Origin of the sequence: uncultured Flavobacterium sp., assembly GCF_951805225.1 — a bacterium.
GTDB lineage: Bacteria > Bacteroidota > Bacteroidia > Flavobacteriales > Flavobacteriaceae > Flavobacterium.
Window position 1 is genome coordinate 5,824,398 of the sequence record NZ_OX638201.1, and the last position, 26,336, is coordinate 5,850,733.

17 protein-coding genes and 1 tRNA gene are annotated in these 26,336 nt (G+C 33.6%); 11 read left to right on the forward strand and 7 right to left on the reverse strand.

Translation table 11 applies throughout. The annotated features are described in order from the left end of the window. Positions 1-6: 6 nt before the first annotated feature. Positions 7-1,455: a serine hydrolase domain-containing protein gene (locus WN975_RS24330; RefSeq protein WP_337968733.1), complete on the forward strand. Its 1,449-nt coding sequence runs from the start codon at positions 7-9 to the stop codon at positions 1,453-1,455. Positions 1,456-1,706: 251 nt separating this feature from the next. Here the strand turns inward: WN975_RS24330 and WN975_RS24335 are convergent, their stop codons facing one another. The 7 genes from WN975_RS24335 to WN975_RS24365 form a co-directional block, all read right to left on the reverse strand. After that, positions 1,707-2,531, reverse strand: a complete 825-nt coding sequence (locus WN975_RS24335) for a hypothetical protein (RefSeq protein ID WP_337968734.1) — start codon at positions 2,529-2,531, stop codon at positions 1,707-1,709. A 156-nt stretch (positions 2,532-2,687) separates the two neighbouring features. Continuing rightward, a tRNA-Met gene (locus tag WN975_RS24340) sits at positions 2,688-2,760 on the reverse strand. 127 nt (positions 2,761-2,887) lie between these two features. Further along, positions 2,888-3,412: a DUF4269 domain-containing protein gene (locus WN975_RS24345; protein ID WP_337968735.1), complete on the reverse strand. Its 525-nt coding sequence runs from the start codon at positions 3,410-3,412 to the stop codon at positions 2,888-2,890. A 2-nt stretch (positions 3,413-3,414) separates the two neighbouring features. After that, positions 3,415-4,941 (reverse strand): glycosyltransferase family 39 protein, encoded by a 1,527-nt coding sequence (locus tag WN975_RS24350; protein WP_337968736.1) that lies wholly within the window; start codon positions 4,939-4,941, stop codon positions 3,415-3,417. A 298-nt stretch (positions 4,942-5,239) separates the two neighbouring features. Beyond that, on the reverse strand, positions 5,240-5,563 hold the full coding sequence (locus tag WN975_RS24355) for a hypothetical protein (protein ID WP_337968737.1): 324 nt from the start codon (positions 5,561-5,563) through the stop codon (positions 5,240-5,242). Positions 5,564-5,570: 7 nt separating this feature from the next. Beyond that, positions 5,571-6,128, reverse strand: coding sequence for a DUF4494 domain-containing protein (locus WN975_RS24360; protein ID WP_337968738.1), 558 nt, complete (start codon positions 6,126-6,128; stop codon positions 5,571-5,573). 158 nt (positions 6,129-6,286) lie between these two features. After that, a complete protein-coding gene (locus WN975_RS24365) occupies positions 6,287-6,688 on the reverse strand; it encodes a hypothetical protein (protein ID WP_337968739.1) in 402 nt (133 codons plus the stop codon). Between the two features lie 241 nt (positions 6,689-6,929). Between WN975_RS24365 and WN975_RS24370 the strand changes: the two genes are divergently transcribed. The 10 genes from WN975_RS24370 (at position 6,930) to WN975_RS24415 (ending at position 26,327) form a co-directional block, all read left to right on the forward strand. Next, complete coding sequence (locus tag WN975_RS24370; RefSeq protein ID WP_337968740.1) at positions 6,930-9,029, forward strand: glycoside hydrolase family 97 protein; 2,100 nt, start codon at positions 6,930-6,932, stop codon at positions 9,027-9,029. Positions 9,030-9,253: 224 nt separating this feature from the next. Then, the gene (locus tag WN975_RS24375) at positions 9,254-10,222 is read left to right on the forward strand and encodes a mannose-6-phosphate isomerase (RefSeq protein WP_337968741.1); all 969 of its coding nucleotides are present in this window, start codon (positions 9,254-9,256) and stop codon (positions 10,220-10,222) included. A 344-nt stretch (positions 10,223-10,566) separates the two neighbouring features. After that, the gene (locus WN975_RS24380; protein ID WP_337968742.1) at positions 10,567-11,577 is read left to right on the forward strand and encodes a LacI family DNA-binding transcriptional regulator; all 1,011 of its coding nucleotides are present in this window, start codon (positions 10,567-10,569) and stop codon (positions 11,575-11,577) included. 303 nt (positions 11,578-11,880) lie between these two features. Continuing rightward, the gene (locus tag WN975_RS24385) at positions 11,881-14,970 is read left to right on the forward strand and encodes a SusC/RagA family TonB-linked outer membrane protein (RefSeq protein WP_337968743.1); all 3,090 of its coding nucleotides are present in this window, start codon (positions 11,881-11,883) and stop codon (positions 14,968-14,970) included. A gap of 15 nt (positions 14,971-14,985) precedes the next feature. Beyond that, positions 14,986-16,503: a SusD/RagB family nutrient-binding outer membrane lipoprotein gene (locus WN975_RS24390; protein WP_337968744.1), complete on the forward strand. Its 1,518-nt coding sequence runs from the start codon at positions 14,986-14,988 to the stop codon at positions 16,501-16,503. A gap of 442 nt (positions 16,504-16,945) precedes the next feature. After that, a complete protein-coding gene (locus WN975_RS24395) occupies positions 16,946-18,934 on the forward strand; it encodes a glycoside hydrolase family 2 protein (protein WP_337968745.1) in 1,989 nt (662 codons plus the stop codon). 197 nt (positions 18,935-19,131) lie between these two features. Further along, positions 19,132-21,396, forward strand: a complete 2,265-nt coding sequence (locus WN975_RS24400; protein WP_337968746.1) for a GH92 family glycosyl hydrolase — start codon at positions 19,132-19,134, stop codon at positions 21,394-21,396. A gap of 179 nt (positions 21,397-21,575) precedes the next feature. Continuing rightward, on the forward strand, positions 21,576-23,861 hold the full coding sequence (locus tag WN975_RS24405; RefSeq protein ID WP_337968747.1) for a GH92 family glycosyl hydrolase: 2,286 nt from the start codon (positions 21,576-21,578) through the stop codon (positions 23,859-23,861). A 4-nt stretch (positions 23,862-23,865) separates the two neighbouring features. Beyond that, the gene (locus WN975_RS24410) at positions 23,866-25,326 is read left to right on the forward strand and encodes a glycoside hydrolase family 125 protein (RefSeq protein WP_337968748.1); all 1,461 of its coding nucleotides are present in this window, start codon (positions 23,866-23,868) and stop codon (positions 25,324-25,326) included. 98 nt (positions 25,327-25,424) lie between these two features. Then, positions 25,425-26,327: an ROK family protein gene (locus tag WN975_RS24415; RefSeq protein ID WP_337968749.1), complete on the forward strand. Its 903-nt coding sequence runs from the start codon at positions 25,425-25,427 to the stop codon at positions 26,325-26,327. Positions 26,328-26,336 lie beyond the last annotated feature (9 nt).

Here is a 26,336-nt window from a genome sequence, read left to right on the forward strand (position 1 = left end):
ACCCATATGACAACCCGTCAAATATATTTTATTACCACTATCTTCTTCATAGCTCTTTTACAGCCTATCGTAGTCCAATCACAAAATTTAGAAAGTATAGTTTATCCGATAAGATCCCAATTAAAAAATCTTGAAAAAGAAAACAACTTAAGTGGAGTCGTTCTTATTGCAAAAAATGGAAAACCAATATATAGAGAAGCATTTGGTTTTGCTAATTTACCGGACAGTATTAAAAATAAACCGGACACGAAGTTCAACTTAGCTTCTATAAACAAGATGTTCACAGGAATGGCTATTATGCAATTGGTAGAATCTGGCAAAATTTCGCTTCAAGATAAAGTAGGCAAATATCTTTTGGATTACCCTAATAAAACTGTTGCCGACTCTGTAACAATTCATCAATTATTAACGCACACTTCAGGAATGAATAGTTTTTGGGAGGAATATGACAAAGTTGCAAAAGAAAAATTCAAAACAGTTTCTGATTATCTTCCATTATTTGTTAATAAAAAACTAGCCTTTGCTCCAGGTAGTGACTTCTTGTATAGCAATTCCGGATACATGGTTTTAGGATTAATCATTGAAAAGGTGTCGGGTCAAAATTATTTTGATTTCGTAAAAGAATATATCTATAAACCTGCAAAAATGATTAATACTGATGCTTACGAATTGGATAATGCTATTCCAAATTTAGCTACAGGCTATACAATGTCATTGGAAGAACCAGGGCAATGGAAAAATAATATCTACTCAAATTTAGCAAAAGGAACTCCTGCTGGCGGCGGTTATTCAACAGTTGACGATTTGTTGAGTTTCGCTAATGCTTTACAAAACAATCGTTTACTTAGCAAAGAAAATACGGCTATTTATACTTCTGGAAGGGTGAAATTTAGAGATGGAATGTATGGATATGGCTTTATGGAAGATACAATAAACGGACATCGGATCATTGGACATACTGGTGGGCATGATGGTATTGCTGATGAACTAATGATTTATTCGGATTTGGGCTATACTGTTGTTATTCTAACAAATGGAGAAGTCGAAAATTATTGGGAAGCGAGTAATCTAATTAAAAAACAATTAGTGGGTTCAACACCATCAATTGACAACTTTTTTTACACTAAAGATATAATTAAGATAGTATGTAATAAAGGTTATGAAGCTGGGATAAAGGAAATAGAACAAAATTTAAATAAATATTCATTAAGAGAAAGTCTTATCGAAAGATATGGTTGTAAGTTATTGTTCGAAAAAAAGACTAAGCAGGCAATAGATTTATTTAAGTTAAATAATCACCTTTTTCCAAACTCAACCTATGGCTATTATTATATAAGTGAGGCATATAGGTTTTCAGGTCAAAAAAAACAAGCCATTGAATATCTAAAGTTATACATTGAAAAAGAGCCAGAAGACAATGATGCTAAAATAAAATATAAATTGCTAATGAAATAACTACCGCTAACACTTGCTACAATATATTTGAGTATTTGCCGCGGCGGATATGATTCCGATAGCTAGATTTTAAAATAAAAAAGCTCCAGATTTCTCTGAAGCTTTGTCTTAGTAGTTTGTCATGGTGGATATGATCGCGAAAACTTAAAATTGAAAATAAAAAAAACACCTCCTTTTTCAGATAGTGAAGTTGGAAGCATTCAAACATACAACCATTTTATGAATGATTTTTATAATGTGATTAGTTATACTCAATCAGGTTTTAAATAAATTTCGATTTCATTTCGATTGTAATTATAATCATCAGATCCTTTTTTAAGGTCACTTAAAATCGAGTCAAGATGGTATAGTCGAAGATCATATGCAGAACAGATTTCAGGTGTTGGTTCAAGGTTAAACATTTCTTCAAAATCTGTAATTCTATTTTTTGTCATTATTGATTTATCAGCTCCATTTTGCAAAAAAGTCTTGTATAATTTGTCCTCAGGATAATATGCGCATACTAGGTGAAAAGGTGTCCAGCCATTATTGTCGATTTGATTAATATCAAGATCAAGTTTAAGCAAAATATCAAAGTATATATCTGGACACCATGTTAATAAACTAATATGAAGGAGATTTCTTCCTGCTGTATTAATTACTTTTTCATCAATTCCAAGTCTTATACAATTGTCCACAGTTGTTGCAATAAAATCTTCTGTTCTTAGGAAATCAATATAATTATTTTTAGCAACCCCATTTTGGATAACGTAAAATAAAGCATTTTCATTTTTTTCATTTTTTATATTCAAATCAAAACCCATTTTTTTGAAATGTTCCATAGTTTTGAAGAAGCCGTTTATTGCTAGTTCAAAAACAATGAATTTATCAAACTCATAATTGTTTTCAATCATTAAGTCAATAACTTTTATTAGATCGTCATCTTCTTTTATGAAACTATAAAGTAAATAGGTTACTAATCTAGAATTTAGCTCGTGTCCCTCGTTTATGGCGTTTATAATAATATTTAAATCAGGAAAAGATCCTTGGTAATTTATACTTTCGTTTACTATTTCTTCTACTGTTCTTTTTTTCATTACTTGATGTTATGTGATTTTGTTAATTAAAATTACAATAGAAAGCCTTTATAACTTTAATTATGGAAATTTTAGAATTAAAGATAAAGTCATTTTATTTTAAAAAAGTAATTATAAACGAAAAAAGCTCCAGATTTCTCTGAAGCTTTGTCTTAGTAGCGGGAACAGGACTCGAACCTGTGACCTTCGGGTTATGAGCCCGACGAGCTGCCTACTGCTCTATCCCGCGATGTTTCGGGTGCAAAGATACACAGTATATACGATTATGCAAAGGTTTTTTTGAATTATTTTCGAAATAACTTTTTTAATTTGTAATCGATTAAGCAGTAGTTGTTTATCTTTTTGTTATGGAAGCGTTAAATTTGATATTTTAATAATTCCGAATAAGGATCTCCATTTAAACCTAATAAATAAGCAAAAGCAGGTTCGGTTTTGTAGCTGTTTTGTTTGAGTTTGATGATTTCTAATCTAAAGTTTTCATCTTTTGCTTTCAGAATTTCATATTCGATAATCATGTGTTTGTAACCATTTTGATTTTTGGTTGGAATGTTCTGACCAAAAACTTCAATTTCAAAATCGTTTATTTTAAAGTTGGCAATAACAGTTTCCTGATTATCAATATATGTTTCTCTAATTTGGAAATCATTTTCATTCCCAAAAAGAATATTCAGTTTTGTTATAAAATCAGTTTTGTTTTTCCAGTAACAGATAATGTCGAGATCACTATTTTCGATATCAATATTAATTGGAATTGTGCCAACCAAAATAGGATCGAATTCGGCTAAATTGATTAAAACCTTATTTTGAGACAAAACCTCAAACGCGTGAATCTGTTTTTGGTTTCCGGTTTTTAAATATTCGATAGAAGTAAAGTCGGTCATTTTTATTTACTATAGTCTTTTGTCGATTTTATTTCGCTTTCAAGTCTTTTTTTGATATTGACTTTTGCATCAGTAAAAACATAGATTGTCGTTCCGTATTCGCGTGCGTATTGATTGGTGATTTCACTTGAAATTTTTGCATTCTTAAAGAAAGGACTTGTCTCTTTTAATTCGTCACTTTCTTCTTCGTAATCCTTAACTCTGATGAGGTTTTTGTAGGTAATATCGAGATTAAACCAATTCACATAATCGGCATTAAAAGAAACCGCTTTGATCCCTTTTTTTGTATAATAATTAATCGCTCCGGCTTGTCCGTAATTGTCGCATAAAACAAGTGTTTTATCTTGATTTGGAAGCGTCGCATAAACAGAATCGGTTTTGCGGGCAAGTTCTTTCCATCCCAACATATCGGCAAAATCTTGTGGCAAAGCGTGATCTTTTCCATCTTCCCAACGAAGCATATCTAATTTTTTGTATTTCTCAGGATGTTTTACAATATACTCAGGACTTTTATTTGGGAAAGCCAAATTGTACATCGGAATAAAAAACAAAAGCGGAATAATGATAAATACAGGTTGCAGAAATCGTTTCCAACCCGTTTTTAAAATATCGGATAGAAAAACAGCTCCAAAAGCAATATAAATAGGATAGAGACCAATTGCATAATAAGCTTTGGCTTTGAAATAAATAAAAATCAGAAGCGTGAAAACAATACTGGTAAAAAAGAATTTAAATTCGGCGAAAGCCTTATAAAATAATAAGGCATATAATCCGGCAAGAATAACAAAAAAGGCGCCAATAAAAAACAGTAATTGATCTTTTAAGAATCCAATGCGATCAACATTGACAAGTTGTGTTTCTGCCAATTCCTTCATATGATGTACGATAGGAAATTGATTGTTGTATTGCCATAAAAGATTCGGAAGAATCAATAATAATCCTAAAAGTAATGCCAGATAAAGGTCTTTTTTGGCTAAAACTTGTCTTTGTTTAGAAAGTAAAAGCGCAGGCAAAAGTCCGAGTAAGAGAAAAAGAATATTGTATTTATTCAAAAAGCCAAAAGCAAAGACTATTGCTCCAATATAAAGCCATTTTGTTTTTTCGGTAATAAAGTATTGGATAATGACATAATAAAATCCTGTCCAACATAAAACATCCAGCGAATTTGGCTGATATAACATGTTGATTCGCAATAAAGACGAAAGCAAAATGCAAGTTGCGCCCAAAATCAGCGCATAGAGATTTCCTTTAAGAACTTCAATAGTTTTCCAAACAATAAAAAGTGTCAATGCACCAAAAAGAGCAGGAATGAATTTTACCCAAAAAACCGAATTTCCAAGTTGATATATAAGGTAAGAAAACCAGGATGTAACCGGCGGAACTGATAAATAACCCCAAGCCAAATGATGTGCCTGATCAAGATGAAGATATTCATCGCGTTGCAAATCATATTCAGGACTTATAAGAACGTATTGCAAGACGAATTTTAAAATTATAAACCCAATTAAAATTAGAGATTTCTTAGTCATCGAGATTTGGTTTGGTAAGTTTTGGTTGTGTTTTTTTTAGTCTAAATGATTTTGTATCAGTCCTAAAAATGTATAGCTAATATATAATTTATTTTGGTTTTGTAAGAAATGAAAGTTTTAAGAAATGATATAAAATAAAAAAGCTCCAGATTTCTCTGAAGCTTTGTTTTGTATAATTTATTTCTACATTGATTTAATCCACCACATCATTGTCTCTGCTTTATCTCGTCTTTCATTAGATTCAAAAGAATCATCTAAAATTGATAAAAGCTCATTGTTTAAATCCTCTTTTTTATAATTATTGAAAAGCCAAAAAGGCATATCTCTTATACTTTGTATTCCAGTTTTCTAATATTTCGTTTAGAATCGATTTCAAATCTATGTCCGATTTAGGATTGACATTAGTTAGAATTTTTCCTGCATACAATTGATCAACATATAAAGTTTCGTTTCTATCCTTATTATTAAAAACTTTAATAACACTTTCCAGAATTATTTCATCAGATACTTTTGGCAATAACTTCATAAGTTGTCTGAGTCTCAAATCTCCTAATTTCTCCGTTAGATCAACGCAAAGAAAAATTTCTTTGATTAAATCGTCTGAGGATTTTGGAGTTTTCATAGAATAGTTACTCTTCTAAAGCAGTTTCAAATTCCATGTGATCGATCGTTTCTACTGCAGGTTGTGCAGGTTGTGCAGGTTTTGAAGCTTTCAATGCATTGAATCTTTCTAATTGTTCTGTTTCTCCTTCTTCACCGCTGAAATAAGGGAAAACATCCATAATTGGAGATTCAGAAACAGCAGGAATTGAATATTCTCCCATCGTAGTTTGCATCACGTGAAGCGTATTGTCATAAGCTTCTCTCACATCATTTGCCTGAACCAAAAGATACATATTCGATTTTCTTTCTTTACCGCTTTCTTCGTCGTAAGCCATCAAAGTTACTTTTGATTTAAACCAACGATCTGCATTTTCAAAAGGATGAATTTCGGCATAATTAGCCACTTTTATATTCGTGATTTTAAATTCTTCACTGATATAAGCTGCCATCTCTTCATTAATTCTTTTTTCGGCTTCGGTATAAGATAATGCATCTACCAAATAAGGTTCTGTTAGAACTTTTTGTCCTCCGGTTTCGTCCGTCTTTCTATATTTTACTTTGCATTCGTACCAAGTTGCGCTCATCTTCTTTAATTTTTAAGGATGCCAAAGATAGATTTTACAGGAAAAAAAACTCTTAAATATTGAAATAGATATTCACAAATTTGGGGTTATTTTAATAACATGCTGAATATCTGTTAGTTGAAAATAGTTAGAGAAATTTCTATAAGATTGGATATAAACTACTTTTCTGATTCATTTTTATGGAATGTAAAAAACTCAAAAAAGCCAAGAAGTATAACCCAGATTGAAAAACCATATATAATAATCTGCCAATAATCAAATTGATATTTTTCTAATCCCCACGAAGCTTTTGGCTGTATGAATTTTAAATAGGCAAAATAAAAACCGATAAGAATGGTGAGAGTTCCAATGCTATATTTCAAGATTTTAGATGGAGTTGATTTGGTAATTTCTTTGTAGAAAATCACAAAAAATGAAATGACATATATAGAAAGGAAGACATGGAAAAGCGAAATCTTATCAATAAAAACGACTCTCAGAAGTTCTACAAAGCCAAGAAGTATGAAAGCTATTCTTGATATTATCCAAAAATTGTAGGTGCTTGAGTAGAATTTCTTCATTATATATAAGTTTTAATTTTAAGGACTAATATAGATATTTATAATTGTATTTGGATGTAGTTTAATTAGGAAAATGGTCTAAAATATATTGTGTATTTGAGTTTTTTTAAGGTAATAATTGTAAAGAATACTTTCTTGGTAATGTCATAATTACACATTTTTTTTCTTTAAGGAAATCCGTTTCATAAAATTTATTATGTTTGCTAAATCGATTTAGCAATTCTTGAAACCACCTTCATTTATGAAAAATATATTCCTTATCTGTCTTTTTGTTATTTCTAATGCTTTCCTAAATGCTCAGGAATTAAAATCTCCGGATGGAAATCTGGTTTTGAGATTCAAATTAAATGAAGCCGGAACGCCAATTTATACTTTAAGTTTTAAGAATAAAGAAGTAATCAAAGAAAGTAAATTAGGTTTTATTCTGAAATCGGATATTATATTCAATAAAGATTTCCAGATTACAGATACAAAATTTCAATCCGAAAATAGTACTTGGAAACCGGTTTTAGGAGAACAAAAAGAAATTAGAAATCAATATAATGAATTGAAAGCTGATCTTGTTCAGAATAAAAGCAAGCGAAAGATTTCGATTTATTTCCGCTTGTTTAATGATGGTTTAGGTTTTAGATATGAATTTCCCGTGCAGGATAATTTGCGCCATTTTATAATTCAGGAAGAAACAACGGAGTTTAATTTAACGGGAGATCATAAACTTTTCTGGATTCCGGGAGATTATGATACTAACGAATATAGTTATACAACGTCTAAAATATCTGAGATGCAATCTCTGGTTTATAATGCAACTCATGTTTCGCTTGCAGCACAAACTACGATTAAAAATCTGGCGACACAAACGCCTTTGATGATGAAGACAAACGAAGGACTTTATATTAATATTCATGAAGCGGCTTTGAAAAATTATCCGGCAATGTGTTTGAATGTTGATGATAAAACTTTTTCGCTGAGTTCACATCTTGTTCCTGACGCTGTTGGGAATAAAGGATATATTCAAACGGGAAGTTTTACGCCTTGGCGAACGATTGTTGTGAGCGATGATGCAAGAAATATTCTGGCTTCAAAAATGATTTTGAACCTAAATGAACCTTGCAATTTTGAAGATACTTCATGGATAAAACCCGTTAAATATATTGGTGTTTGGTGGGAATATTTTACTGGCGGAGGTTCGACTTGGGCATATTCAGATAATCAGGATGTTGTTATTGATCAGACAGATTTCTCTAAATTAAAACCCAATAATACGCACGGAGCAAATACAAAACATGTAAAAGAATATATAGATTTTGCAGCTACAAATGGTTTTAATGCCGTTTTGGTAGAAGGATGGAATGAAGGTTGGGAGGATAATACGGCTTTTAAGAAAGAACGAATTTATAGTTTTACCAAAGCATATCCGGATTTTGATGTAAAAGATTTAAGTGATTATGCTGCAAAAAAGAACGTAAAAATTATCATGCATCATGAAACGACATCTTCAACTGCGGAATATGAGCGACAATTAAATGATGCTTTAAATTTTATGGTTGATAACAATTATAATGCTGTAAAAACGGGTTATGTTGGGCCAATTATTCCAAGAGGAGAACATCATGACGGACAACAAATGGTGAATCATTATACGTATGTAGCCAAAGAAGCGGCGAAGCATAAAATCATGGTAGATTCGCATGAAGCCGTTCGTCCTACGGGTTTACATCGCACATATCCAAACTGGTTTGCGCAAGAATCGGCGCGAGGAACTGAGTTTGAATCGATGGAAGGAATTCATCCAGATCACACTACAATTTTGCCTTTTACAAGATTAATGGGCGGTCCGATGGATTATACGCCGGGAATTTTTCAGGGAGATTTATCGGTTTACGGATCTAAGAAAAATAAGCTGAGTACAACGCTTGTCAAACAATTGGCGCTTTATGTTACGATGTATAGTCCGTTGCAAATGGCTGCTGATTTACCGGAAAATTATATGCGTTTTAATGATGCATTTCAGTTTATAAAAGATGTTGCGCTCGATTGGGACGAAACCTATATTCTTGAAGCTGAACCTGGAGATTATATCACAATCGCCAGAAAAACAAAAGGAAAAGAAGAATGGTTTGTGGGTGGAATAACGGATGAAAATGCACGTATTGCGACAATTGATTTTAGTTTTCTTCCAAAAGGGAAATCTTATATTGCAACGATTTACGAAGACGGAAAAACAGCCGATTATAAAACTAATCCGAAATCTTATACTATTCGAAAAATAAGCGTAAATAGTAAAACTAAGTTGAAACAAAAACTTGCGTCAAGCGGAGGAGTTGCTATTTCTGTAAAGTAAAAAATTGTACGCGGATGACACGGATTCGCTATCGCGAAAACACGGATTTTTTTCAAATACTAGAAGAAAAAAATCCGTTTTTATCAGCGTCTTTCCGCAAGGAAATCCGTGTCATCCGCGTGCCATCTTTTTGCGTAATTTTAAACAAGATTTGCTAAAATGAATTAGTGAGGATTTGTGTAGTTTGCGGCAAAAAAATAGATATTAATTTAAAAAACATAAAAATGAGCATAAAGAATTATCCTTTGCAATTTGAACCAATTTTGAAAGAGAGAATTTGGGGCGGAGAAAAATTAAATACAGTTCTTAATAAACCAATCGTTTCGAAAATTACAGGAGAAAGTTGGGAATTATCTACTGTAGAAGGAGATGTAAGCGTTGTTGCGAATGGTAAATTAAAAGGAAAATCATTAACAGAATTAATTGAAAAATCTCCAAAAGCAATTTTAGGAACGAAACTTTACGAACGATTTGGGAATCAGTTTCCGCTATTGTTTAAATATCTTGATGCTCGTGAAGATTTATCAATACAGGTTCATCCAAATGATAAATTGGCAAAAGAACGTCATAATTCTTTTGGTAAAACCGAAATGTGGTATGTAATGCAAGCCGACGCTGACGCAAGAATTATTGTAGGTTTTAAAGAAGATTCAAGCAAAGAAGAATATCTGGAAAATCTAAACAATAATACATTGGTTTCGATTTTGGACGATGTAAAAGCCAAAGCCGGAGATGTATTTTTTCTGGAAACAGGAACGGTTCATGCGATTGGAGCGGGATTGGTCGTTGCCGAGATTCAGCAAACATCGGATATTACGTATCGTTTGTATGATTTTGATAGAGTAGATGCTCAGGGAAATAAACGAGAATTGCATGTAGATTTGGCACTTGATGCAATTAATTATAATAAAGTAGATACACATAAAAAGTACGAAACGATTCAAAATCAATCAAATGTTGTGGTTGATTGTCCTTATTTTACAACGAATTTTATTCCGCTTGACGGAACAATTGATGTAAGTAGAAACGGCGAAACATTTACGGTTTATATGTGTATTGAAGGTTCTTTTGGAATTAGATATGAGAATGAAATTTATAAATATGAGAAAGGAGATACCGTTTTATTACCTGCAGATATAACTAATTATATGTTAGACGGTTATGCTTATGTTTTAGAAGTCTTTATTTCTTAAGTTAAAGTTTCAATTGAGATATCCTGTAAGGTTTTCAAAACTTTACAGGAATTAAAATGAATATTCTGAGCCAATTTTTAGCTGAATAAATTGTTAAATTATGGCTTTTCGATTTTGCTAAAAAAGCTAAATAAAGATTATTCATACTAAAACGATTAAGCATGTTTTTGATGTTTAAAAATGATAAATGCTGAGATTACCTGTAAATACTAATGATTTGGTGTTTAATTAACTCAAAAAAAATGATTACTCTAAAAAAATAATTACAAAATCGTTTTAGTAACTATTTTTATATATATTTGTGACACAATTAACAACAAGTTAATAAAAAATTAATTCGCTAAATGAAAAAGATTACTATTAAGGATATTGCCACAGAGGCGCAAGTGTCTATATCTACTGTATCTTTTGTCATTAATGATAAAGGCGAGAAAATGGGAATCAGTCCTGCAGTAATAAAAAAGGTGCAGGAAGTTGCTGAAAAGCTTAATTACAGACCCAGCATGATTGCAACTAGTCTTAGGACGGGAAAGACAAGATCGATTGGACTTATTGTTGAAGATATTTCGAATCAATTCTTTGCAGATCTTGCCAGAGTTATTGAAGATGAGGCTAAAAGCATTGATTACCGAGTTTTTTATTGTAGTACTGGTGGAGATAATGAACGCTCTGAAGAGTTGATAAACAGTCTTTTGCAAGCGAATGTGGATGGTTTTATTATTACGCCAACGCAAAATTTGGAAGAGAAAATAGATCTTCTTTTAAAATTGAAAAAACCAGTTGTATTAGTCGATAGGTATTTTCCCGGACAAAGAGTGAGCCATGTTGTGATGGATAATTACGAAGCTTCAAATACAGCTACAAAATTTTTGATCAATAAAGGTTCTAAAAAAATTGCCGTTGTAAATAATACTTCTGAAATGGTTCAGATGAAATTACGAGAAGATGGTTATCGCGATGCTTTAAAAGAAGAAGGAATTTATGATGAATCACTTGTTCTTCACTTAGATTATAAGAGTTCTGAAGAAAATAAGGTTGCTGATATTTTAAGCTTTTTCGAAAAAAACAAGAATATTGATGCTGTGTTATTCTTAACGAATTACATGGGACTTGCAGGTCTTCAGGCTTTTAGAAAGATGGGAATTAGCATTCCTGACGATATCTCGGTAATTAGTTTTGATGATCATGATAGTTTTAAATTGCATACGCCAACGATTACAGTAATTGCACAGCCAATTGAGGATATTGCTGTTAAATCAATACAGTTGTTAATGAGTCAGATGACTGACATGGAGAAATTTGAAGTTGAAAAAAGCCTTAAAAAAGGTAAATTAATAATCCGCGAATCAGTTTGATTTTAACGGATGGTGTTTAAAAATTAAAAAAAGAAACGTTTCGTTTTTTTTTAGTCATTTTACTAAATCGTTTTAGTGAATTTTAGTGGAAGCAAACTGATAATCAGTTATTTTTTTGTTCTGTTTACTATATCGATTTCTTAAAATTAGAAAAATGTTTAAGTTGTTATTAAAGGATAGTATTCGAAAGGTGAAAATCTGGAATACCATATTAAAACTGAGTTTAAATTTTATTACTAATTATTAAAAACAATCACGTTAAAACCAACAAAAATCAAAACAAATAAACCAAAAAAAATGCTTATGAAACGAATTTTAGCAGTGTTAGGAATGGTATTGTTGAGCAGCTTAGGAGCTGTTGCGCAAAATCGATTAATAACAGGCATAGTAACAGATGCAGAGAACAAGGGAATTGTTGCTGCATCGATAGAGGTTCAGGGAAAACCGTTTAGCGCAGTTACAGACGCTGAAGGTAGATTCAAGATGAATGTTCCGGAAGGGAAGGTAACTTTAAATGTATCTTCTATAGGTTTTGCATCAAAACAAGTAGTTCTTCAGGAAAAAGAAAACCGTGTTGCGGTTGTATTAGGAGAAAATTTACAAGAATTAAAAGATGTTGTAGTAACTTCATTTGGAGTTAAGAAACAAAAGAAAGCGTTAGGTTATGCAGTCGGAGAAATTAAAGGCGACGACCTGACAAAAAATAAAGAGATTAACTTAGGAAATGCCCTTCAGGGAAAAATTGCCGGAGTTAACGTTTCTGCACCCGTTACAGGACCTTCAGGTTCAAGCCGTGTAGTAATTCGTGGAGCAACATCTGCTTCTGGATTAAACCAGCCTTTGTACGTTGTAGACGGAATTCCGATCGATAACAGCCAACAAGGAAACGCCGGAATGTATGGTGGAGCTGATAAAGGAGATGGTATGTCTTCTTTCAATCCTGACGATATCGCTTCGATGTCAGTATTAAAAGGTAGTGCCGCTTCTGCTCTTTACGGGTACAGAGGATCAAATGGTGTTATCTTGATTACTACTAAAAAAGGAAGAAGCGGAACTGGACTTGGTGTAGATTTTAGTACAAATTCTACTTTTAATACTCCGGCAAGTCTTTTGCACTGGCAAGATCAATACGGAGCTGGAGCACCAGTAAATGGTGTTGCAACAAGATTTTCTGACTTACAGGAACTTAGAGATTCTTACTATTTTGCATGGGGAGATAAATACGACGGAACGCCTTCTCTTTCGCTTGACGGAAAAACCAGACCTTACCAAGCTTACGGAAAAGACAACGTTGAAAATTTCTACAGAACTGGATTTTCTTTCAGTAATACTTTAGCAATTTCTGGCGGTAACGAAACAACTAATTTCAGGTTGTCTTTCGGAAACACAAAAGATGAGTCTATTTTACCGGGAACAGATTTTGGTAGAAATAACGTGTCTTTGAGTTTAAACTCAGCACCAAACAAAAAAATTAGTATCGAAACTAATGCACAATACATTTCAGAGAAAAGTCATAACAGACCTTATTTGAATGATTCACCAAGAAACCCTTCTTTCCCAACTACATTCTTGACTCCGGGAACAGATATTAGATGGCTTAGTAACGGATATGATGAAAACGGTGGTGAAGCAGATTATTTTGGTGCAAACACTTATCACACAAATCCTTATTTTGCAACACAAGAAGATCTTAACGATGACCTTAGAAAGCGTTTTATAGGTTCTGCAAAAGTTAACTATAATATTACCGATAAAATTTATGCAAAAGCTGTAATTGGTATTGATGATATTAATTATGAATATACTGAAATTGAACCTACAGGAATTAACTATAATCCAGGAGGATCTTATGAAAACAGAGTAGAGAATCGTTCTGAGTTTAATGCTTCGGGATATTTAGGTTACAAAGGCGATATTGCTAAAAATCTTTCATTAGATGCTTTTGTTGGAGCGAACCGTCAGGATAACAAATACAGTGGTATTAAAATGAAAGGTAACAACTTTATTGTGCCGTTTAAATATTTTTATGCCAATACTCAACCGGATAAAACAGAAAAATTATTTTCAGAAAGAGAAGTAAACTCTCTTTTCTACTCAGCAGATTTAGGATACAAAGATTTCTTATATCTTAGTTTAACAGGTCGTGAAGATTGGTTCTCTACTTTAGATCCATCAAACAACAGTACTTTTTATCCATCTGTAAGTTCAAGTTTCATTTATTCTCAAGTTATCGATTTACCGGAATGGATGTCTTACGGAAAATTAAGAGCAGGTTGGGGTAATGTAGGAGGCGGATTGCAAGAAGCTTATGCTTTGTCATTGACTTATACTGCGCCAGACGGACAAACAGATTCTCAGGGACAACCAATTTTGGGAGTTAATGGAGAAACAGTTCCAAATAAATTTTTGAGACCTTATAATGTAAGTACAATCGAATTTGGTTTCGAAAATACATTCTTTAATAACAGAGTAAGTACAGATTTGACTTTCTATCAAAAGAGAACAACAAAAGATATTGCTGATGCTGATATTTCTCAAGCTTCAGGTTACAGAACTACAAAAATCAACGTGGGAGAAATCCTGAATCAAGGTGTTGAATTTGCAGTAAATGTAAAAGCGATTAAAACACCAAGTTTCTCTTGGAGCATTGGCTATAACTTTGCTTACAATGATAGTGAAGTAGTAAGTCTTTCGGATAAAATCAATACAAAATCATTAGAAGGAAACAGAGATTCAAGAGCTTCTGTAGTATTAGAAAAAGGTCAGCCTTTTGGAGTAATCAAAGCTTATGATTATTTGAGAGATTCACAAGGAAACATTGTAATCGATACAAATGGTAAATTCATGAGAGGAAATTTAATCATTGCAGGACAAGGTGTTGCGCCAACTTCAATGGGACTTTCGAATGATTTTCAATATAAAAATTTCACACTTTCGGTTTTTGTAGATGCTAAATTTGGAGGAGAAATCTATTCTGCAACAAACCAATTAGGAACTCGTTACGGATTGTCAGAACAAACACTTCCTGGTCGTGAAGGCGGAATTCAGGTATCTGGAAAAGATGTTAACGGAAATCCTGTAAACACAACAGTTTCTGCATACGATTACTGGAGAAGTTATAGTGATATTACATCAAATTTTGTTTACGATGCTGATTTCGTAAAATTAAGAGCGATTTCTTTTGCTTATAATTTTCCAAAATCTACTTTGTCAAAAACACCATTTCAAGCGATTAGCTTAGCGTTTTCTGCTCATAATTTATGGACAATTTATGATAAAGTTCCAAACATCGATCCAGAATCAAACTATTCTAATAGTAATGCACAAGGACTTGAAAGAGCGTCTATGCCTTTGACAAGAAACTACGGAGTAAGTCTTAATGTCAAATTTTAATAATAAAATTGAAAGATGAAAAATAAATTTATAAAAATATTCTGTATCGCAATTGTTGGTGCAATGACATTAACATCATGCGATAAAGGATTCGAGGAAATGAATACGAATCCAAATGCATTGACAGATCCAGCGATAAAATCAATGTTTACGCTTGCTGAAATCTATGTAGACGGACAAGATTATTCTAATACAAGAGGAAACAACGCTTATGCGGCGCAAATCGTTCAGCACTTTTCTTCACTTGGCGGACCAGGTTCAAAATATACCTATTCTTCTGAGTATTCAGGATCTCTTTTTGGAGAAACTTATGGTAAAGGATTAAATCAGGTTTTTCAATTACTTTCTGTAGTAAAAGATACTCCTGAGAATACAAATATGATTCAGGCTTGTAGAATCATGAAAGTATTTATGTTTCAAAAATTGACAGATACTTACGGTGAAATTCCTTATTTCGAAGCCGTAAAAGGATACAACGGAAATGTTTTTGCCCCAAAATATGACTCCCAGGAAGCTATTTATAATGACCTTTTAAAAGAATTGGACGAAGCCGGAACTGCATTAGATGCTAATAAAGCATTTGTTGGTAATGCCGATTTGTACTACCAAAGTGATGTTGCCAAATGGAAAAAACTGGCAAACTCATTAATGTTGAGAGTTGCAATGCGTTTGTCTAAAGTAAATCCTGCAAAAGCGCAGCAATATGTTGAGAAAGCTGTAGCTAAAGGCGTATTTACATCAAATGCAGAAAGTCTTGTTTTAAAACATGATGCAGGACCACAAGGAGTTAGAACAAACCCAATTACTTCATCTTGGGTTAGAAATGACCTTAACGGAGGAGATTCTAACACAAAATACAGTAAAACGTTCATCGATATGTTGAAAAACACTAACGATCCGCGTTTAAGAATTTATGCAAAATTAGAAGCTTCAGGAAATAACAATCCAGCGAGCCAACAAGGACTTGCAAATGATGCAAAAGAATTTCCGGGTGGAGACAAAAAGTTATTCTCAGATCCTAATACTTCGACAGTATTGCGTTTAGATGCACCAACTTTGATTATGTCATATGCTGAGGTTAAATTTTTATTGGCAGAAGCAGCAGTAAAAGGATGGAATGTTGGAGATACAGCACAAAATCTTTACCAAGACGGAGTTAGAGCTGCAATGGAAGTTCTTGTAATTTTTGGAGACAAAGTACCTGCAGTTTCACTAGCAGAATACAATACTTACATCGCTGCAAATCCTTTTAAAGCTACTGGAACAGAAGCTCAAAAGATTGAACAAATTATAACTCAAAAATGGATTGTATTGTTATTCAATGGTTTTGAAGCATTTTCAGAATACAGAAGAACAGGATATCCGGTTTTAGTTCCGGTAAATGATCCTGCGGGAGAAACAAAAGGAACTGTGCCAAGAAGATTAATTTATGATCAGTCAGAATTGATAACAAATGAGGCTAATTATAAAGCTGCAATAGCTCGCCAAGGGTTGGATTTAATGACAACCAGAATCTGGTGGGACAAACAATAGTTAATAATTTTGGTTAGTTAGTTGAATTAAGCCGGGTAGGAATACCTGTACCACCCGGCTTATTTTTAATTTCTATTTTGATTTTCATTAAATTAGAGGAGTTATATCAGAAACCCGTTCAATAGTTTTAAAACCTTTTTTTTCGCAAAGACAAGTTGCTTCTGCTGAAAAAGATGGGATTATTATCCAAAGAACATAAAGTGAATGATAATGCTTTTGATTTTTTAAGTCAAAAAAAATTAACAATTTACAATCAACAATTAATAATTAAATTAAAGCTTGGCAGCCGTAAAAAAGGAAATGATTTCTGGATATTTTGTTAGTTACCTTTTATTCTGATGTAAAAACCTAAAGAGAAGGAAATAATTGCGAAACCAATTATCCTTCTCAAACTGCCAGCGATTAAATAGACATCGATATAATAATTTATTACTCAGTAAAAATGGAATGTAAAAAAAGCTTTTATTGGTTTGTCGGTATTTGTATCGCCAATTTTTCATTGGCGGCAAATGCCCAAAATACAGATATCAAAACGGGATGGAAATATCGGGAAGTAAAAACTGAAAAATGGAATCCTGCAACAGTTCCGGGAGAAATACATACCGATTTGATTAATAATAAAGTAATTCCAGATCCATTTTATCGTGATAACGAAAAAAAATTAGAATGGATCGAAAAGAAAGACTGGGAATATAAAACCACTTTTAAAGTAACTCCCGAAACTTTAAAAAAGAAAAATACAGAACTCGTTTTTGACGGATTAGATACTTATGCTACCGTTTACCTGAACAATCAATTGGTTTTGAAAGCAGATAATATGTTTCTGCAATGGCGTGTAGATGTAAAAAAGATATTGAAATCAGGAAATAACGATTTGGTAATTGTATTCAAATCGGCACAAAATGTAGTTGATTCTCTTGCTAAAAAAGATTTACCGTTTGTAATTCCCGATAATCCACGTGCTTATGTTCGTAAAGCGCAATATCATTTTGGATGGGATTGGGGACCAAAATTCACCACTTGTGGAATCTGGAAAACACCAAGATTAGAAGCTTACGACAATAAAACTCCAGAGAAACCATATGTATTAGATCGCAAAATCGAATTGGTTCAGGAACCAGATAATGTGGGTAAAACATTCTACTTTAAAATAGATGGAAAGCCAGTTTATATGAAAGGCGCGAATTATATTCCGTCCGATGCTTTTCTTTCGAGAGTAACCAAAAAAGAATACGAGAAAGTTATTGGTATGGCAAAAAGCGCCAATATGAATATGCTTCGTGTTTGGGGCGGCGGAATTTATGAAGACGATTATTTCTATGATTTATGTGATAAAAACGGAATCTACGTTTGGCAGGATTTTATGTTTGCCGGAACAATGGTGCCGGGAGATGATGCTTTTTTTGCCAATGTAAAAAAGGAAGTTCAGTATCAGGTGAAACGTTTACGTCATCATAAAAGTATTGTTTTATGGTGCGGAAATAATGAAATCGACGAAGCCTTTAAAGATTGGGGATGGCAAAAAAGCATGAAAATGCCAAAACAAGATTCGATTCGTTTATGGAAAGATTACGTTCGTTTGTTTCAGGACAGTATTCCAAAATGGGTAAAAGAAGTCGATACTAAACGTCCATATATTAGTTCTTCGCCATCATTTCATTGGTCAAAAGCAAAAAGTTTAACCGAAGGTGACAGCCATTATTGGGGAACTTGGTGGGGATTAGAAGATGTTGAAGCCGTACAAAATAAAACAGGACGTTTTGTGAGCGAATACGGAATGCAGGCAATGCCAAATTATTCTTCTATCGAAAGATTTACACAACCTGAAGACCGATATTTATATTCGGATATTTTACAAGTACATCAAAAAGCCGGAAAAGGATTCATGAAATTAGATTCGTATTTGAGTCGTTATTTTATTGATTCAACCAAAATAAGTAAAATGAATGTTGAGGATTATACCTATCTGACACAATGTTTACAGTATTATTCTCTTAAAAATATTATCGGAATCCACCGTTCAAAAGCGCCTTATAATATGGGAACTTTGGTTTGGCAGCTTAACGATTGTTGGCCAGTTGCAAGTTGGAGTGTAACCGATTATTATGACCGTCAACCAAAAGCGGCTTGGTATGCAATGAAAGAAGCGTATCGAGATGATAAAACTCCGGAAATTGATTTAACGCGTCCGATAAGTTTAAAATTGGATGATCCGAAAATTACCTGGACAATAAAAGGAAACAAGCTGACGCTGAAAGCTTTAAAAGATGCAAAATATGTCAATGTTTCGATAAAAGGATATACCGGAAAATGGAGCGATAATTACTTCAGCCTAAAAGCAGGAGAAGAAAAAACAATCACATTTGAAGGCAAAATCGCAAAACCAGAAGTTAGAGTTTATTCTCTATATGATGTTTTGAGAAGGTACTAAGGTTCTGAGGTGCAAAGGGACAAAGGTTTATCGTAGAGGCGCACAGCAGTGCGTCTACTTTGTGGCCTTTGCGTAAATCGTTGCGAACTTTGCGGTTAAATTTTCAGGTTCAAAGATTAAAAAATATCTGTGTAAATCAGTTAAACCCGTATCATCCGTGGCCCATAATTTACACAAGTCAAATAAAAAATAATAAAATGATTACAAAATATAAGCACATTGTTTTCTATATAATTATGCTGGTTAATTTACCGGCAATTTCGCAGGAAAAGAAAGCAAAACAAACCAATTTAGATTACACGCAATATGTAAATCCGTACATAGGTTCTGCTGGACACGGACACGTATTTGTGGGTGCGAATGTTCCTTTTGGAGCGGTTCAATTAGGACCCGTAAATGTGTTCGAAGGTTGGGATTGGTGCAGCGGATACAATTATGCAAGTAATACAATTCTAGGATTCACACACACACATTTAAGCGGAACGGGAATTGGAGATTTAAACGATATTTTGCTGCTTCCTGTTTCAGGAAAAGTACCACTTACCAAAGGAACAAAAGAAGATATGGCAACCGGTTACGGTTCTTATTTCTCTCATAAAAACGAAGTAAGCAAAGCCGGATATTACAGCGTTTTATTGGATAAATATAAAATAAAAGCTGAATTAACGTCAAGCGAAAGAGTCGGTTTTCATAAATATACTTTTAATGCTACGACTGACAATCACGTTTTACTAGATCTTGCAGACGGAATTGGTTGGGATAAACCGGTAAAAACTTTTATAAAAAAACTAAACGAAACAACGCTTGTAGGATACAGATATTCTGCGGGTTGGGCAGCTGATCAACGTATTTTCTTTACGATGGAATTCTCTGAACCAATTTCGAATATTGCACTTTACGACAATACAACGGCTGTTTCCGGAAACGAAGGAGAAGGTTTAAAAATGAAAGCCGTTTTGGATTTCAAGACTTTAAAAAACAAGCAAGTTTTAGTAAAAGTGGGGATTTCTCCGGTAAGTTATGAGAACGCTTCCGCGAATATTAAAGCCGAGATTCCGGGTTGGGATTTTAATGCTGTAGCAAAAGAAGCGACTTCAAAATGGAACAAAGAATTGAACAAAATTCAGATCAAAGCAGACGATAAAACTATGAAAGTTTTTTATACTGCAATGTATCACACCATGTTTGCGCCTTCAATTTTCAATGATGTAAACGGAGATTATAGAGGAACAGACAAGAAAGTTTACGAAAAAGCAAATTTTACAAACTACACCACTTTCTCACTTTGGGATACTTACCGTGGTTTACACCCTTTATATACGATTACACAACCAAATAAAATCAACGATATTGTAAAATCATTTTTGGCGATTTACGAACAACAAGGCAGATTACCAGTTTGGCATTTAATGGGTAATGAAACTAATACGATGAACGGAAATCACTCGATCGCCGTGATTGTAGACGCTTACATGAAAGGATATAGAGATTACGATACTGCATTGGCATACGAAGCGATTAAAAAAACAGCAATGCAAACGCGTGACGGAATGGATTATGTTCAAAAACTAGAATATATTCCTGCTGATAAAATGTTGGAATCAGTTGGAAATGCTTTAGAATATGCAATTGATGATTATTGTGTGGCACAAATGGCAAAATCTTTAGGTAAAACAGATGATTATAATTATTTCACTAAAAGAGCCAATTTGTATAAACTTTATTTCGATAAAGAAACCACATTTATGAGAGGAAAATTGACAGGCGGAAATTGGAGAACACCATTTAATCCGCTTTCATCAGCGCATCGTAAAGACGATTATGTTGAGGGAAATGCGTGGCAATATACTTGGTTAGTTCCTCAGGATCCTTATGGTTTAATTGAATTATTTGGAAGCGAAGATAAATTTTTAGCCAAATTAGATTCACTTTTCTTAATCACAGATAAAGTAGAAGGCGAAGAAATTTCACCAGACATTAGCGGATTAATTGGTCAATATGCACAAGGAAATGAGCCAAATCACCATATTCCATATTTGTATGCTTATGCAGGACAACCTTGGAAAACGGCAAAACTAATTCGTGAAATCGATGATAAATTCTACTCGACAAAACCGGACGGATTATGCGGAAATGAAGATTTAGGACAAATGTCGGCTTGGTATGTTTTTTCATCAATGGGATTCTATTCTGTTAATCCGGCAAACGGAATTTATGTTTTAGGAAGTCCGTTAGTAAATACAGCGACAATTCATCATAAAGAAGGAATTTCGTTTACTTTGAACGCAATCGATAATAGCAAAACAAATATCTATATTCAAAAAGCAGAATACAACGGAAAACCTTATACAAAATCATACATCACGCACGATATGATTGTAAAAGGAGGAGAATTAAAATTGTTTATGGGAAGTAAACCATCGACAACTTTTGGAGTGAAAAAAGAAGATAGACCGCTTTAATTTTAGAATATAGATTTTAGATTTAAGAAGTTGGAGAATTGAATTTCCTGCAAGGTTTTCAAAACCTTGTAGGTATATTTAAATCTTCTGGTTTATATAAACTTTTCAAGTCGACAAGTCACAATAAATATATAATACCTACAAGGTTTTGAAAACCTTGCAGGATAACAACACAGAATATGAAAATAAAGAGTTTAATTTTTTTAGGGGTAATGCAATGCTTTTTTGCAGCAAATGCACAAGTTAAAACTTTAGACCCTGTAGAATATGTAAATCCTTTGATGGGAACACAATCTTTGCATAGTCTTTCGAACGGAAATACTTATCCTGCAATTTGCCGACCTTGGGGAATGAATTTTTGGACGCCACAAACCGGAAAAATGGGCGACGGTTGGGCGTATATTTATACCGCAGAAAAGATTAGAGGATTCAAACAAACGCATCAGCCATCGCCTTGGATGAATGATTACGGACAGTTTTCGATCATGCCGGTAACCGGAAAATTGACTTTTGAAGAAAATGAAAGAGCAAGTTGGTTCAGCCATAAAGCTGAGGTTTCAAAGCCATATTATTACAGCGTATATCTGGCAGATTATGATGTAACGACAGAAATTACAGCGACAGAAAGAGCGGCACATTTTCAGATTACTTTTCCGGAAAACGAACAATCTTCTATTGTAATCGATGCTTTCGATAAAGGATCTTACATCAAAATAATTCCGTCAGAAAATAAAATTATAGGATATACAACGCGTAATAGTGGTGGCGTTCCGGAGAATTTCAAAAACTATTTTGTACTTCAATTCGATAAACCATTTGCTACTAATTATACTTGGCACGATAAAGTTTTAGAAAAAGACAAATTAGAATTAAAAGACAATCATGTTGGTGCAGTTGTAGGTTTTAAAACTAAAAAAGGAGAAATCGTAAACGTAAAAGTTTCGTCTTCATTTATTAGTCAGGAACAAGCAGAATTAAATTTAAAAAACGAATTAGGAACTTCTTCATTTAATGAAACTGTAGCGCAATCAAAACAAGAATGGAATAAAGTTTTAGGAAAATTAAATGCCGAAGGTGGAAGCGAAGAACAACTAAAAACGTTTTACTCAAGTTTATATCGTACCGCTTGTTTTCCGCAAAAGCAATATGAAGTAAATGCAAAAGGAGAAATCGTGCATTACAGCCCGTACAATGGACAAGTTTTGCCGGGTTATATGTTTGCAGGAACAGGATTTTGGGATACTTTCCGCGCCTTATATCCTTTGTTAAATCTGGTTTATCCTTCGATAAATACTGAAATGCAGCAAGGATTAATCAACGATTATAAAGAAGGTGGTTTCTTGCCGGAATGGTCAAGTCCGGGATTCAGAGATGTAATGGTTGGGAATAATTCAGCGTCTGTCGTTGCTGATGCTTATATCAAAGGATTACGAGGATATGATATCAATAAATTGTATGAAGCCTTATTGCATGGCGCTAATAACGAAGGACCATTAGAAGCTGTAGGACGAAAAGGGGTAGAATATTACAACACTTTGGGCTATGTTCCTTATGATGTAAAAATCAATGAAAATGCAGCCAGAACATTAGAATATGCTTTCGATGATTTCTCGATTTGGAAGTTGGCAAAAGCCTTAAATCGTCCGAAAAAAGAAATCAGTTTATACGAAAAACGAATGATGAATTATAAGAATCTTTATAATCCGTCAATTGGTTTAATGAGTGGTCGAAATAAAGACGGAAGCTTTCCAAAAGATTTTAATCCGTTTAAATGGGGAGATGCTTTTACCGAAGGAAATGCGTGGCATTACAGCTGGAGTGTATTTCATGACGTTCATGGTTTAATTGATTTAATGGGCGGCGAGAAAAAATTCACAGCAAAATTAGATGCAGTTTTCTCCACTCCGCCAATTTTTGATGATAGTTATTATGGTGCAGTTATTCATGAAATCCGCGAAATGCAAATCATGAATATGGGACAATACGCTCACGGAAATCAACCAATTCAGCACATGATTTATTTGTATAATTATGCTGGAGAACCTTGGAAAACGCAATATTGGTCTCGTGAAGTGATGAACCGTTTGTACAAACCAACTCCGGACGGATATTGCGGAGATGAAGATAACGGACAAACTTCGGCCTGGTATGTTTTCTCAGCAATGGGATTCTATCCAGTTTGCCCTGGAACAGACGAATATGTTCTTGGAGCACCATTATTTAAGAAATTAACCTTGCAATTAGAAAACGGAAAACAATTAGTAATCAACGCACCAAACAATTCTGAAACCAATAAATATGTTCAGGATTTAAAGTGGAATAATGCAACTCATACCAAAAATTTCATCAATCATTTTGATGTATTAAAAGGTGGAGAGTTAAATTTTGACATGATTAGCAAACCTAATTTACAAAGAGGAACTTCGGCAAGTTCTTATCCATATTCTTATTCAACTTCAAAATAATACTATGCAATCACGTAGAAAATTTATAAAAAACACAGGAATTTTTTCAGCAGGATTATTGGCACTTCAAACCGATGTTTTCGGAATGAATTCAGATGCTTTCAATTTTGCATTAAAAGATTTTATTACGAAAAGACCACCTTTAGCCGAAAGAAAATTTACGAGTAAAGCTGTTGAAGCAGCAATTGTGAGAATCAAAAAGCAAATCGCAAATCCGGAATTGGCTTGGTTGTTTGAAAACTGTTTTCCAAACACATTAGATACAACTGTAGATTTTGAAATCATCGATGGAAAACCTGATACTTATGTAATTACAGGAGATATCGATGCAATGTGGCTGCGTGATAGTACAGCTCAGATTTGGCCATACATTCCGTTTGTAAAAGAAGATAAAAAACTGGCAGAATTGGTAAAAGGAGTAATCAACCGCCAAACCAAATGTATTTTATTAGATCCTTATGCGAATGCTTTTTACAAAGATTTCAATCAGGTAAGCGAATGGAAAAATGACATGACCAAAATGCAACCTGGTATTCACGAACGCAAATGGGAAATCGACAGTTTGTGTTATCCAATAAGACTTGCGCACGGATATTGGAAAGAAACCGGAGACATCAGTTTGTTCGACGCTAAGTGGAAAGAAGCAATGCTTTTGGTTATTCAAACTTTCAAAGAACAACAACGCTGGACAGATAAAGGACCTTATAATTTCCAGAGAGTTACGGCTTGGGCTACAGATGGCGTGCCTTTAAGCGGTTACGGATATCCTGTAAAACCTTGTGGATTAATCGTTTCGACTTTTAGACCAAGTGACGATAGTACGTTGTTTGGGTATTTAATTCCGAGCAATATGTTTGCGATCGAAGTGCTTGGATATCTTCAGGAAATTTTCTCTTTGCCAGCATTAAAAGACGATAATTTAGTGGCTAAAGCCAAAGAATTGCAAGGACAAGTTCAGAAAGGATTAGAAGAAAACGGAATTATCGATCATCCAAAATTCGGAAAAATCATTGCTTTTGAAGTAAACGGATACGGAAGTTTCCATATGATGGATGATGCCAATGTTCCGTCTTTATTATCGCTGCCTTATTTAGGCGCAATTGAGCCGGATAATCAACTTTATTTGAATACTAGAAAAGTAGTGCTTTCAGAAAATAATCCGTTTTTCTATAAAGGAAAAGCAGGCGAGGGCGTTGGCGGACCACATACCGGAACAGATACAATCTGGCCAATGAGTATTGTTTTAAGAGCGATTACAAGTGTAGATGAAAATGAAATAAAACATTGCATCAGCAATTTGATCAAAACAAACGCCGATACAGGATTTATGCACGAATCTTTTCATAAAGATGATGTAACCAAGTTTACCCGAAAATGGTTTGCTTGGGCGAATACATTATTTGGCGAAATGATTGTTCATACGAGTATTCATTATCCACAAATTTTAAAAGACAAAAACATTTAAAAAACTAAAAATATACCATTAAGAGATTAAGTGTGAATTGAAAATTATATTTAGTTTTCTCTTGGTTTCTTAGTGATTCAAATCCAAAATACAAAAGAATGAATAAAGAATATGCCGTTGGATTAGACATTGGAGGTACACATATTACCGCAGCGATTATAGATATTGTAGGTATGAAAGTGATTGATTTTTCGTTGCATAAAGAGTCGTTTGATTCTAATTTGCCAGTAGAAGAAGTAATGACAATTTGGGAAAAAGCAATCAGAACTTCTATCGAAAACTCTAAAGTAGAATCCACAACTGGATTGGCAGTTTGCATGCCGGGACCATTTGATTATGAAAAGGGAGTTTGCTGGATAAAAGGACAATCAAAATACGAGCATTTTTACGGATTAAATGTTCGGGATTTGTTTCAGAATAAATTGAATCTTTCGAATGATTTTCCGATTCTTTTTGAAAATGATGCTGTTTGTTTTGGCAAAGGCGAAGTATTTAAAGATGCTGATAATCTTTCTAAAAAAGTAATGGCAATCACACTTGGAACAGGACTTGGCGCTTGTTTTATTGACAAAGGAGAATCTATAAATACAGGTGATTTAGTACCAAAAGACGGGGAAATATATGATCTGCCATACAGACACGGAATTGCCGAAGATTATGTTTCTGCACGCGGACTTATCGCTGGTTATTTCGCTTTAAGCGGAAAAAAAATAAACAACGGATTAGAGCTTTTTAATTTGGCTAAAGCCGAAGATAAAGTAGCAATAAAAACGTTTGAAAAAATGGGAGAAGATTTAGCTGCGATTGTTATTCCGTGGTTAGAGAAATTCTCGGCAGATAGTTTTATTATTGGAGGAAAAATTGCAAATGCAAGCGAGTTTTTCTTACCGAGTTTCAATAAGAAATTAGAAGAATCAGGAAGTAAAGTCAATGTTTCGGTTTCTACAGATAATGAAATTGCAGCGTTATTAGGCGCTACAAGTTTGCTTTATACAGCTTAGATTAGTTAA

Coding starts and splice junctions, on each gene's coding strand:
- WN975_RS24370 (WP_337968740.1), top strand. CDS start 6,930: ATGAAAAATATATTCCTTATCTGTCTTTTTGTTATTTCTAATGCTTTC.
- WN975_RS24385 (WP_337968743.1), top strand. CDS start 11,881: ATGAAACGAATTTTAGCAGTGTTAGGAATGGTATTGTTGAGCAGCTTA.
- WN975_RS24355 (WP_337968737.1), bottom strand. CDS start 5,563: ATGAAAACTCCAAAATCCTCAGACGATTTAATCAAAGAAATTTTTCTT.
- WN975_RS24395 (WP_337968745.1), top strand. CDS start 16,946: ATGGAATGTAAAAAAAGCTTTTATTGGTTTGTCGGTATTTGTATCGCC.
- WN975_RS24415 (WP_337968749.1), top strand. CDS start 25,425: ATGAATAAAGAATATGCCGTTGGATTAGACATTGGAGGTACACATATT.
- WN975_RS24400 (WP_337968746.1), top strand. CDS start 19,132: ATGATTACAAAATATAAGCACATTGTTTTCTATATAATTATGCTGGTT.
- WN975_RS24345 (WP_337968735.1), bottom strand. CDS start 3,412: ATGACCGACTTTACTTCTATCGAATATTTAAAAACCGGAAACCAAAAA.
- WN975_RS24375 (WP_337968741.1), top strand. CDS start 9,254: ATGAGCATAAAGAATTATCCTTTGCAATTTGAACCAATTTTGAAAGAG.
- WN975_RS24335 (WP_337968734.1), bottom strand. CDS start 2,531: ATGAAAAAAAGAACAGTAGAAGAAATAGTAAACGAAAGTATAAATTAC.
- WN975_RS24405 (WP_337968747.1), top strand. CDS start 21,576: ATGAAAATAAAGAGTTTAATTTTTTTAGGGGTAATGCAATGCTTTTTT.
- WN975_RS24360 (WP_337968738.1), bottom strand. CDS start 6,128: ATGAGCGCAACTTGGTACGAATGCAAAGTAAAATATAGAAAGACGGAC.
- WN975_RS24410 (WP_337968748.1), top strand. CDS start 23,866: ATGCAATCACGTAGAAAATTTATAAAAAACACAGGAATTTTTTCAGCA.
- WN975_RS24330 (WP_337968733.1), top strand. CDS start 7: ATGACAACCCGTCAAATATATTTTATTACCACTATCTTCTTCATAGCT.
- WN975_RS24390 (WP_337968744.1), top strand. CDS start 14,986: ATGAAAAATAAATTTATAAAAATATTCTGTATCGCAATTGTTGGTGCA.
- WN975_RS24380 (WP_337968742.1), top strand. CDS start 10,567: ATGAAAAAGATTACTATTAAGGATATTGCCACAGAGGCGCAAGTGTCT.
- WN975_RS24365 (WP_337968739.1), bottom strand. CDS start 6,688: ATGAAGAAATTCTACTCAAGCACCTACAATTTTTGGATAATATCAAGA.
- WN975_RS24350 (WP_337968736.1), bottom strand. CDS start 4,941: ATGACTAAGAAATCTCTAATTTTAATTGGGTTTATAATTTTAAAATTC.